We start from the raw sequence: 11697 nt of genomic DNA, 5'->3' as shown, positions 1-11697 counted from the left end.
CCGCTGGAGGTTCCGCGAGGCAACCCCTAGTTTGGAAGGCAACTATCCGGCCTCACCGGGGAAAGGTGTCGTCGATGACGACCGGGCGAGCGCGCGCCGGCCACGGCGGGCGGTAGGGCGCGCTCATGGCCGCCACCGACAGCATGGACAACCGCGCCGACACGTCATGGGGCGTCAAGGACCGCGTCACCGCGCTCGTCCTCGGATACCTCTGCTACTCGACGTACCTCCTCCAGGTCGGCGTCGTCGCGCTGCTGGTCAAGACGGCAAAAACGTTTCAGCTCTCGATAGCCGAGGTGTCCTGGGTCCTGACCATCGAGCTGCTGGTCGGAGCGGTGGCGTTCGCCTGGATGACCAGGCTCGGCGACCTCTATGGCAAGCGCCGGCTGATGCTGATCGGCCTGGCCGTGGCGCTGCTCGGAGCGGTCATATGCGCCCTGGCGCCGACGTTCGCGATCTTGCTGGTCGGCCGCGCGCTGATGGGCGCCCAGATGCCCCTGCTGCAGATGCCGGCGGCGACCGCGCGCGACACCATGCCGCCCGCCAGGGCACGCCGGACGATCGTCATCACGCACGTGATGACCACCTGGGGGGTGGCCAGCGGCATCGCCGTCGGCGGCCTGGCGGGCACGGCGAACCTGGGCATCGGGGTGTTCTTCTGGATAGCGGCCGGCATCCTGGTACTCGGGCTCCTCGGCGTATGGGCCGTCGTCCCGGAGTCCCCCACACCCGAGCAAGGGCGGTTCGACCTCATAGGCGGGGTCCTGCTCGCAATCGGCCTGGTGGCGTTGCTGCTCGGGCTGAGCAGCGGTGGCACCGCCGGATGGTCGGCCCCGCGCACCGTCGCGCTGCTCGCCGGCGGGGTGGTCGCGCTCGCCGCATGGTGGCTGGTCGAAAGCCGGGTGGCCGAACCGCTGGTAAACACCGCGTCGCTGCGCGAACGGGCGGTCTGGGGCCCGAACCTGGCCACGTTCCTCGTCGCGTTCGGGGTCTACGGCGCGATCTCGGCGGTCGCCCAGTTCAGCCAGGCCAGCCCCGCACGAGTGGGCTACGGGTTCGGGTTCGACGGCCCGCACACCGCGCTCTACGCCATCCCGACCGCGCTCGGCGCGCTACTGGCGGCCAGCCCGCTGCGCCGGCTCGGCGGCCGCATCGGGTACGACGTCACGCTGCGCATCGGCGCCGCCCTGTGCATCTGCGCCTACCTCGTGTTCGCCACGGGAAACGCCTCGGTCATCGCGTTCATGATCGGCGTCGGCATCTACGCGATGGGGAACCTGGCCTGCTACACCTCGGCCCAGATCGTCCTGCTGGAACAGGTCGGACCGGAGCGCTCGGGCGTCACGACGGGCGTCCTGGGCATCACGTCCGCGGTCGGGAACTCGGTCGGCTCGGCGGCCGTCGGTGCCATCCTGGCCGGCTCGGTCAACGCGGCCACCAGATCGCCGGAAGCGTCCGGATACACCACCGCGTTCGCCGCCTGCGCGGTGGCGGTCGCGGCGGCGCTGGCCGTGAGCGTGATGTACGTCAGGACCACGCGATGACCCCACCGATGCCGAACGAGCCGATCGACTTCTCGCTGCGCTACCTCCCGAGGGAGTACTACGTGACACCGAACTCGGCACGGGTGTGGAACTACTGGATGGGCGGCACCGACAACTACGCCGTCGACCGCGAGGCCGGTGACGCCTGGGCGCGGGTGTACCCGGGCATCCGCACGGTGGCCGTGCAGACCCGGCAGTTCCTGGTCCGCGCGGTGCGGTACCTGGCCGGCGAGGTCGGCATCCGGCAGTTCCTGGACATCGGCGCCGGGCTGCCGAGCATGCACAACACCCACGAGGTGGCCCAGGCCGTCGCCCCGGCGTCCAAGATCATCTACGTGGACAACGACCCGGTGGTGCTCACCCACGCCCGCTCGCTGCTGCGCAACACCACCGCCGAGGGCGTCACCACCTACATCGACGCCGACCTGGAGGACCCCGCGCGGATCCTCGCCGACGCGCGCAACGTGCTGAACTTCAGGCGCCCGGTCGCGGTGATGCTGATGGGGATCATGGGACACATCGCCGACGCGGACGAGGCCGTCGGCATCATCGACCGGCTGACCGCCCCGCTCGTACCCGGAAGCTTCCTGGTGGTGGCCGACGGCACCGACTCCGGCCGGGCGCACCGGGAGGCCGCCGAGCAGTACGCCGAGACCGGCGCCGTCGCCTACAACCTGCGCACCGTCGAGCAGCTGCGCGGCTACTTCCACGGCCTGGAGCTGGTCGAGCCCGGCCTGGTGCCGGTCACCCAGTGGCGGCCGGACCCGGTCGAGATCGGCACCATCGAGCCCATCGCGCAGTACGGCGGGATCGGGCGCAAGCCGTAGGCGGGCTATGGCGGCCGTCACTCTCGGCCGCACGGCCGGGTGGAACTGCTACACCCGTGCCGCGAGCGCACAGGGCACACACATACACTGCGGCGGCATCAGGTGTCGCTGACCAGCTCAACTAGTCGGCGCCGCCACGTGAGCAACGTGAGGGATCGGTCCAGGGTCAGTACTGATCTCACCGTCCCCCCGTTGGTGAATGCGATTTCAACCAGGAGGACGGATGTCCCGGCACATTCTCGCGGCGAGCTCACTGGAGCTCTCCGGGAGTGACCGCACAGTGGTCTGTGTGGTCGCCGTGGTCGCCCTCGCCGCGCTTGTGATCGGTTTCGTGCTGCGCAAGGAGGTGCTGGCCGCCGGCCAGGGCACCGAGCGTATGCAGGAGATCGGTCGCGCGGTGCAGGAGGGTGCCTCGGCGTACCTCAACCGTCAGTTCCGCACGCTCGGTGTCTTCGGCGCGATCGTGTGTTTGCTGCTGCTCGCGCTACCGGCCGACAACTGGGGCGAGCGGATCGGACGCTCGCTGTTCTTCGTGATCGGAGCGGCGTTCAGCGCGGCCATCGGCTACCTCGGCATGTGGCTGTCCACCCGGGCGAACATCCGGGTCGCGGCCGCCTCGCGGGAGGACGGCGGCCGGGAGAAGGCGATGCGGATCGCGTTCCGCACCGGCGGCGTGGTCGGCATGTTCACCGTCGGCCTCGGCCTGTTCGGCGCCGCGTTGGTGGTGTTCGTCTACGCCGGCGAGGCGCCCAAGGTGCTGGAGGGCTTCGGCTTCGGCGCCGCGCTGCTGGCCATGTTCATGAGGGTCGGCGGCGGCATCTTCACCAAGGCCGCCGACGTGGGCGCCGACCTGGTCGGCAAGGTCGAGCAGGGCATCCCCGAGGACGACCCGCGCAACGCCGCCACCATCGCCGACAACGTGGGCGACAACGTGGGCGACTGCGCCGGCATGGCCGCGGACCTGTTCGAGTCCTACGCGGTCATGCTGGTCGCCGCGCTGATCCTCGGCTCGGCGGCGTTCGGCCTGCACGGGCTGCTGTTCCCGCTGATCGTGCCGGCCATCGGCGTGGTCACCGCCGTGATCGGGGTGTACATCACCAAGGCGCGCACCGGCGAGGGCGGCCTCAAGGCGATCAACCGCAGCTTCTACATCTCGGCGGTCATCTCCGCGGTGCTGTGCGTCATCGCCGCGTTCGTCTACCTGCCGAACAGCTTCGCCAAGCTCAACGGCCCGACCGACACCACCGTGGTCACCGACGCCGCCGGGTCGAACCCGCAGGTCATCGCGTCCGTCTCGGTGATCGTCGGCATCGTGCTGGCCGGCATCATCCTGTGGCTGACCGGCTACTACACCGGCACCGAGCACAAGCCGGTCAAGGAGGTCGGCGACTCCGCCCGCACCGGCGCGGCCACCGTCATCCTGGCCGGGATCGCGATCGGCTACGAGTCCGCCGTGTACACCGCGCTGGTCATCGGCGCGGCGGTGTTCGGCGCGTTCCTGCTCGGCGGCGTCTCGGTGACGGTCGCGCTGTTCGCGGTGGCGCTGGCCGGCACCGGCCTGCTCACCACGGTCGGCGTGATCGTGGCCATGGACACCTTCGGCCCGGTCAGCGACAACGCGCAGGGCATCGCGGAGATGTCCGGCGACGTGACCGGCGAGGGCGTCGACATCCTCACTGAGCTGGACGCGGTGGGCAACACCACCAAGGCGATCACCAAGGGCATCGCGATCTCCACGGCCGTGCTGGCCGCGACCGCGCTGTTCGGCTCCTACCGCGACGCGATCTCCACCGCCCTGGACCAGACCGGGGTCACGCTCGCCCAGCTGCCGCGCTCGTTCAACTTCCAGGTGTTCAGCCCGAACACGCTGGTCGGCGTGGTGATCGGCTCGGCCGTGGTGTTCCTGTTCTCCGGGCTGGCCATCAACGCGGTGTCCCGCGCGGCCGGCGCGATCGTGTTCGAGGTGCGCCGCCAGTTCCGGGACAACCCCGGGATCATGGAGGGCACCGTGCGGCCGGAGTACGGCCGGGTGGTCGACATCTGCACCCGGGACTCGCTGCGCGAGCTGGCCACCCCCGGGCTGCTGGCGATCTTCGCGCCGATCGCTGTCGGCTTCGGCCTCGGCGTCGGCCCGCTGGCCGGCTACCTGGCCGGCGCCATCGCCACCGGCACCCTGATGGCCATCTTCCTGGCCAACTCCGGCGGTGCCTGGGACAACGGCAAGAAGCTGATCGAGGACGGCATCCACGGCGGCAAGGGCTCCGAGGCCCACGCGGCCACCGTCATCGGCGACACCGTCGGCGACCCGTTCAAGGACACCGCCGGCCCGGCGATCAACCCGCTGATCAAGGTCATGAACCTGGTCTCGGTGCTGATCGCCCCGGCGGTGGTGGCGTTCTCCGTCGGCACCGACGCCTCGGCGCCGTTCCGGTACGCCATCGCCATCATCGCGGTGGCGATCATCGTCGCGGCGATCGTGGTCTCCAAGCGGCGGTCCACGTCCATCGCGGACGCCCCCGCCGAGTCCCACGTCTAACCGCACCCGCCGCGCCGCCCGTCCCCACCCAGGGGGCGGGCGGCGCGGCGTTTTCGGGTGGGCGCCCACACACCGACTTCGTACCCCGCACACCTGTTTCAGCGCGTGTGCGAGGCACAGAGTGGGTGTGCGAGCGAGCCCTCTACCTGCGTGAACGTGCACTCGCACGTGCGTCGGCACGCTATGGCGCAGAAACGTGGCGTGCGGCACCCCGTATCAGGTGTGATCTGTGACTCATTTTCGCCGGCCGTCCGCCGCCTCGTCAGATGGATGAGCCGCACCGGCGCGTCTTCACCCAACCATCGAACGGGTGTTCTACCGTGCTCGCCGTGGCGCAGCTCTCCTTCTTCTCCGCCGAGGCGCGGGACGTCCGGTTGGACGACCTCGCCGGGCTGCTCTGCGGGCCGGCCCAGGTGGTCCGGTTCGGCGCCAGCGACACCGCCCGGCTGAGCATCGTGCTCACCGACCCGGGCCGGGCCCGGCCACTGGCCGCCGAGGCGGCCGCGCGCGGCATCCAGACCGAGCTGGCGGGCACCGAGTCGGGCTCGCTGGTCCTGCGCACCGCGTTCCGCCGCGACCTGGTCGAACTGGCTGGTCAGTGGAGCCACGGCGCGGTCAAGGCGGTGCCGGAGGAATTCGCGCTGGACGGCGCGTTGTTGAGGATGTGGGTGCTCGCGGCCGGTATACCCGACCGCCGCTCCGGGTACCTGCTGAAGCTGGACCCGCACGCCCCGCAGACCCACGCTCCACTGGCCGAGGCGGTGACCCGGATCGGGCTGCCGAACATGCGGCTGGGTCCGCGCGGCGCCGGGCCGGCGTTGCGGTTGTCCGGGCTACGGCGACTGCGCCGGTTGGCCGAGTTGGTCGGCCCTCCGCCGGAGCACGCATCGGAGGCGCACTGGCCGGGTTCGGAGCCGCCGCGGACTAGACCGACGGTCGGTCTAGACGGGAACGGCGGTGAGGTTGAGGATGACGAGACGAGTGTGACGGGTTGACGCTGAGGTTACGCTCCGCCTCGGTCGGCATACGCGAACAAAGGCGGTGTGCGGGAGCCGGGTCGGATGTGCCAATCTGGCGAGTGCTGCCTTGCGGGGGGCGGCTGGTGGCGCTTGACGAACCTGCGAGCAAGCGCCGGAGGAAAGGGAACGGAAGCGGAAGTGGCAGCGGGAAGGACGAGCGGGGGCGCGGCCCGGAAGAGCGGCAAGGCCTCGGGCGGCGGTAAGTCCGGCGCGGGCAACGGCGCGAGCGGGCGGCGGAACGGCACGGCGAACGGAGCCGGCGGCCGCCGGCTGGTGATCGTCGAGTCGCCCGCGAAGGCGCGCAAGATCGCGTCGTATCTGGGCTCGAACTATGTCGTCGAGTCGTCGCGAGGTCACATCAGGGACCTGCCGCGCGGGGCCGCCGACGTGCCGGCCAAGTTCAAGGGCGAGTCCTGGGCGCGGCTCGGGGTGGACGTGGACAACGCGTTCGAACCGCTCTATGTGATCACGCCGGAGAAGAAGGCGACCGTCACCGAGCTGAAGGGCGCGCTCAAGGACGTCGACGAGCTGCTGCTCGCGACGGACGGTGACCGCGAGGGCGAGGCGATCGCCTGGCACCTGCTGGAGACGCTCAAGCCCAAGGTCCCGGTCAGCCGCATGGTGTTCCACGAGATCACCGAGCCGGCCATCCGCGCCGCCGCCGAGAACCCCCGCGAGCTGGACCAGGACCTGGTCGACGCCCAGGAGACCCGCCGCATCCTGGACCGGCTCTACGGCTACGAGGTCTCGCCCGTGCTGTGGAAGAAGGTCATGCCGAAGCTCTCGGCGGGCCGGGTGCAGTCCGTGGCGACCCGCATCATCGTGCAGCGCGAGCGCGAGCGGATGGCGTTCGTCTCCGCCGGCTACTGGGACATCTCCAGCGTCTTCGGCACAGTGCTCGGCACCGACCCCAAGGCGACCAGCACGGACGAGCCGCGCAGCTTCGGCGCCCGGCTGGTCTCCGTGGACGGCACCAAGGTCGCCACAGGCCGCGACTTCGGCCCCGACGGCCAGCTGCGCGGCAACGCACTCGCGCTGGACGAGGCGAGCGCGCGCCGGCTGGCCGAGGCCCTCGACGGGCGGCCCTTCGAGGTCGCGAGCGTCGAGTCCAAGCCGTACACCCGCCGCCCGTACGCCCCGTTCATGACCTCCACGCTGCAGCAGGAGGCCGGCCGCAAGCTGCGGTTCTCCTCCGAGCGGACGATGCGCTCCGCGCAGCGGCTGTACGAGAACGGCTACATCACCTACATGCGTACCGACTCGACCACGCTGTCCGAGTCGGCCATCGCCGCCGCCCGCTCCCAGGCCCGCCAGCTCTACGGCGACGCCTACGTGGCGGACAAGCCCCGCCAGTACACCCGCAAGGTCAAGAACGCCCAGGAGGCACACGAGGCGATCCGCCCGGCCGGCGAGACCTTCCGCACCCCCGGCCAGATCGCCAACGAGGTGGACGGCGACGACTTCCGCCTCTACGAGCTGATCTGGCAGCGCACGGTGGCCTCCCAGATGGCCGACGCGCGCGGCACCACGGTGTCCGTGCGGGTCACCGGCACCGCGGCCACCGGCGAGGAGTGCACGTTCGCCGCGTCCGGGCGCACCATCACGTTCGCCGGCTTCCTCAAGGCCTACGTGGAGTCGCTGGACGAGCAGACCGGCGGCGAGGCCGACGACGCCGAGCGCCGGCTGCCCGCGCTCACCGAGGGCCAGCCGCTGACCGCCGAGGAGCTCAACCCGGAGGGCCACTCCACCAACCCGCCGGCCCGCTACACCGAGCCGTCGCTGGTCAAGGCCCTCGAAGAGCTGGGCATCGGCCGCCCGTCGACGTACACCAGCATCATCAAGACCATCCAGGACCGCGGCTACGTCTGGAAGAAGGGCAGCGCCCTGGTGCCGTCCTGGGTGGCGTTCGCCGTGGTCGGGCTGCTGGAGCGGCACTTCGGCCGGCTGGTCGACTACAACTTCACCGCCGCCATGGAGGACGAGCTGGACTCCATCGCGGCCGGCGCCCAGCAGCGCACCGACTGGCTGTCCGGGTTCTACTTCGGCGCGTCCGAGGACCGCGCCCCGGAGAGCTCGGTGGCGCGCTCGGGCGGGCTGAAGAAGCTCGTCGGGGTGAACCTGGAGGAGATCGACGCCAGGGAGATCAACGCGATCCCGCTGTTCAGCGACGCCGAGGGCCGCGAGGTGGTGGTCCGGGTGGGCCGCTACGGGCCGTACCTGGAGCGGATCGTCGATGGCCAGTCCCAGCGGGCCAACCTCTCCGACGAGCTGCCGCCCGACGAGCTGACCGCCGAGATCGCCGAGCAGCTGTTCTCGGTGCCGCAGGAGGGCCGCTCGCTGGGCACCGACCCGGTGACCGGTCACGAGATCGTGGCCAAGGAGGGCCGCTACGGCCCGTACGTGACCGAGCTGCTGCCCGAGCCGGACGCGGACACGCCGAAGTCCAAGCAGCCCAAGCCACGCACCGGCTCGCTGTTCAAGTCCATGACCCTGGACACCGTGACGCTGGACGACGCGCTCAAGCTGCTGTCGCTGCCCAGGGTGGTCGGCACCGACCCGCAGTCCGGCGAGGAGATCACCGCGCAGAACGGTCGCTACGGCCCGTACCTGAAGAAGGGCACCGACTCGCGGTCGCTGTCCGGCGAGGACCAGATCTTCACGGTCACCCTGGACGAGGCGCTCAAGCTGTACGCGCAGCCCAAGCAGCGCGGACGAGGCCGGGCCGCCGCCGCGCCGCCGCTGCGCGAGCTGGGCAACGACCCGGCCACCGGCAAGCAGATGGTGGTCAAGGACGGCAGGTTCGGCCCATACGTCACGGAGGGCGAGACGAACGCGTCGCTGCGCAAGGGCGACAGCGTGGAGACGCTCACCGACGAACGCGCCGCCGAGCTGCTCGCCGAGCGCCGCGCCAAGGCCGGGTCCGCACCCAAGCGCACCGCCCGTACCACCCGCCGCAAAAAGGCGACCACCCCCGCGTGACCCGTTAGCGGGCCGCCCGGTTCGGCGAACTTGCCACGAACCGGGCGTGTCCGGGGTTACCCTCGACCGCTGTGAGCAGCGAGTCCCGGTTCGACGGCGGCGCCATCCGGCCATCGGAGCGCACCGACCCGTTGCTGCCCCGGATCACGGACGACACGCTGCCCCCGCTCTGGGACCCCCGAGTCCCCGAGCTGGACGACGACACCCTCGCCGACCTCCTGGCCGAGCTGGACAGCGACGACGTCCCCGAACCCCGCCCCGCCGAACCCCGTGCGTCAGCTCCACACCGAGAACGCCGGGCCCCCGAACGCCCAGCCCCGGAACCAAGAGCACCCGAGCCGAGGGCCGCCGAACCCAAGGCCAGCAAGCCCGCACAGGCCGCCCCTCAACGGTCCGCCACCCGTCCTGGCCGCGCGGCCCCGCACTCGTCCGACCCGAGCCGCTCCACCCCGCGCCGGCCCCACCGCGCCCGCCCCGAGCCCTCGCCCATCGGCCCGGTGGTGCACTCGGCGTTCGGCGACTTCCGCCCGCCCGTGGGCCGCAGCCGCGAAGACCCCGGCCTCACCGGCCTGACCCGAGGGTCCCGCAGCCGCCTCGGTTCGCTGCTGTTCACCGCCGTATTCGTCGTGATCTTCCTCGTGATCGTGATCGAGACCATCGTCAGCCTGCTGACCACCCACTAGCACCTAAGAGCACACTTAGGTTCGACGGCTACCCTGGGTGCACCCCTAGGGGGCCGCCGACGGTGCGGCCCACCGCCGCAAGGAGGTGAGGCGCGATCGGCCCGGACCACGCGCCCGCCGGCGCCCTCGAGCTGCCCTCCTCCGTCACCCACCGGGTGCGCGGCGTGCTCGCGATCCCCTCGTTCCGGCGGCTCTGGCTGGTCACCGCCCTGGCCTCCACCGGTGACTGGCTGTCACTGCTCGCCCTGTCCGCGCTGGCCACCCAGCTGACCACCGGCTACCAGGCGCAGAGCTTCGCGCTCGGCGGCGTGGTGGCCACCAGGCTGCTGCCCGCGCTGGTGCTCGGCCCGCTGGCCGGCGCGCTGGCCGACAAGTTCGACCGGCGCAAGCTCATGGTCATCTGCGACCTGGCGCGGTTCGGGCTGTTCTTCTCGATCCCGCTGGTCGGGTCGCTGTGGTGGCTGTTCGCGGCCACGTTCCTGATCGAGATCTGCTCGATGTTCTGGATCCCGGCCAAGGACGCCTCGATCCCGAACCTGCTGCGCCGCAAGGACCAGGTCGAGACCGCCAACCAACTGAGCCTGGCGATGACCTACGGCGTCGCCGTGATCGTCGCGTCCGGCCTGTTCACCGCCGTGTCCACGGTCGGCAAGCTGATCGGCGAGCACCCCAGCCCCACCACCACCGTCTACATCGCACTGATGATCAACGGCGGCGGCTACCTGCTCACCGCGCTGACCGTCTGGGCCGCCATCCCGGAGATCTCCGGCCGCTCGCCAGGCCGCGCCAGGGAGCCCGGCACCAGCCTGCTCGCGCTGCTGCGCGACGGCGCCCGGTTCGTCGGGTCGACGCCGCTGATGCGCGGGCTGGTGATCGGCATCATGGGCGCGTTCGCGGCCGGCGGCGCGGTGATCGCGCTGGCCAAGCTGTACGCCACCAACCTCGGCGGTGGCGACGCGGCGTACGGGATGCTGTTCGTCTCGGTGTTCATCGGGATGGCCACCGGCATGGGCGCCGCGCCCCGGCTGGCCCGCCGGCTGCCGCACAACCGCCTGTTCGGCGCCGCGATCGTGGCGGCCGGCCTGAGCCTGGTGCTGGTCGCGCTGGCCCCGCACCTGTTCGTCGCGCTGGTCACGGTGGCGATGGTGGGCGCCTGCGCGGGCGCCGCGTTCCTGACCGGCCTGACCATCATCGGCTCCCAGGTCGCCAACGAGGTGCGCGGCCGGGTGGTCGCGTTCGTGCAGTCCATCGTCCGCCTGGACCTGCTGGCCTCGATGTCCGTGGTCCCGGTCGCCGTCGGCCTGGTCCAGACCCGCACCGTCCACGTCTTCGGCACCACGCTGCCGGTGGACGGCACCCGCACCGTGCTCGGCGCCGCCGGCCTGATCGCCTCCCTGGTCGGCGTGCTCGCCTACCACCAGATGGACGACAGGCGCTCCGAACCGCTGCTCCCCGACCTGCTCGGCGCGCTGCGCAGGGGCCCCCGCCGCCCCCCGACGGGCGTGCTGGTCGCCGTCGAGGGCGGCACCCCCGACGAGTCCGCCGAACAGGCCGCGCGGCTGGCCGACTGGCTGCGCGCCGAGGGCCACCCGGTGGCCGAGCCCGCCGAGCCCGGCGCCGACGCCCTGCTCGCCGGCGAGCTGACCGGCCCGCGAGCGCGCGCGCTGGCCGCCGCCGCAGTGCGCGCCGACGTGGTGGAGCGCGAGATCCTCCCGGCGCTGCGGTCCGGCGCCATCGTCGTGGTGGACAGGTTCCTGTCCAGCCGCCTGGCCCCCGACCCCGCCGAGCTGGACGCCGCCGAGCTGGACAGCCTGGCCGGCTGGGCCACCGGCCGGCTGCGCCCGGACGTGACGGTCCTGCTCGACCGCCCGCCCACCGACCCCGACCAGCCCGACCCGCTCACCCTCGCCGAGGAGCACCTGCGCATGCGCGGATGGCCCACCCGCAGGGCGGCCGCCGCCGAGCCCCACCGCTACCTCGTGATCGACGCCGACGCCCCGCCCGACGTCGTCCACCACCGGGTCCGCGACGCCATCCGCCCCCTGGTCCACACCGCGCCCCTGCGCCATCAGCCCTGAGCCCGGCGCCGGCTCCCCCTATTGGTTGACC

Annotated in this window: 7 protein-coding genes; all 7 read left to right on the top strand. The window is 71.7% G+C overall.

The window, feature by feature from the left end; genetic code table 11:
* Positions 1-125 precede the first annotated feature (125 nt).
* The 7 genes from N912_RS0142075 (at position 126) to N912_RS0142045 (ending at position 11666) form a co-directional block, all read left to right on the top strand.
* Positions 126-1544 (top strand): MFS transporter, encoded by a 1419-nt coding sequence (locus N912_RS0142075; RefSeq protein WP_028927168.1) that lies wholly within the window; start codon positions 126-128, stop codon positions 1542-1544.
* The gene (locus N912_RS0142070) at positions 1541-2371 is read left to right on the top strand and encodes an SAM-dependent methyltransferase (RefSeq protein ID WP_156994353.1); all 831 of its coding nucleotides are present in this window, start codon (positions 1541-1543) and stop codon (positions 2369-2371) included. The genes N912_RS0142075 and N912_RS0142070 overlap by 4 nt, the downstream gene beginning before the upstream one ends.
* 223 nt (positions 2372-2594) lie before the next feature.
* Entirely contained in the window at positions 2595-4907 is a 2313-nt protein-coding gene (locus N912_RS0142065) for a sodium-translocating pyrophosphatase (RefSeq protein WP_028927166.1), read from the top strand.
* 329 nt (positions 4908-5236) lie between these two features.
* Complete coding sequence (locus tag N912_RS58050) at positions 5237-5902, top strand: hypothetical protein (protein ID WP_245645835.1); 666 nt, start codon at positions 5237-5239, stop codon at positions 5900-5902.
* A gap of 294 nt (positions 5903-6196) precedes the next feature.
* Positions 6197-8905 (top strand): type I DNA topoisomerase, encoded by a 2709-nt coding sequence (gene topA / locus N912_RS58045; RefSeq protein ID WP_051581568.1) that lies wholly within the window; start codon positions 6197-6199, stop codon positions 8903-8905.
* Positions 8906-8976: 71 nt separating this feature from the next.
* Positions 8977-9588: a hypothetical protein gene (locus N912_RS0142050; RefSeq protein ID WP_028927165.1), complete on the top strand. Its 612-nt coding sequence runs from the start codon at positions 8977-8979 to the stop codon at positions 9586-9588.
* 155 nt (positions 9589-9743) lie between these two features.
* On the top strand, positions 9744-11666 hold the full coding sequence (locus N912_RS0142045; RefSeq protein ID WP_425415380.1) for a bifunctional MFS transporter/dTMP kinase: 1923 nt from the start codon (positions 9744-9746) through the stop codon (positions 11664-11666).
* The last annotated feature ends 31 nt before the right edge of the window (positions 11667-11697 follow it).

This window comes from Actinospineispora acaciae DSM 45401, from assembly GCF_000620785.1.
Lineage (GTDB): Bacteria > Actinomycetota > Actinomycetes > Mycobacteriales > Pseudonocardiaceae > Pseudonocardia > Pseudonocardia acaciae.
The sequence above is the reverse complement of the archived record's forward strand: the minus strand, read 5'-3'. Positions and strand labels throughout refer to the sequence as shown.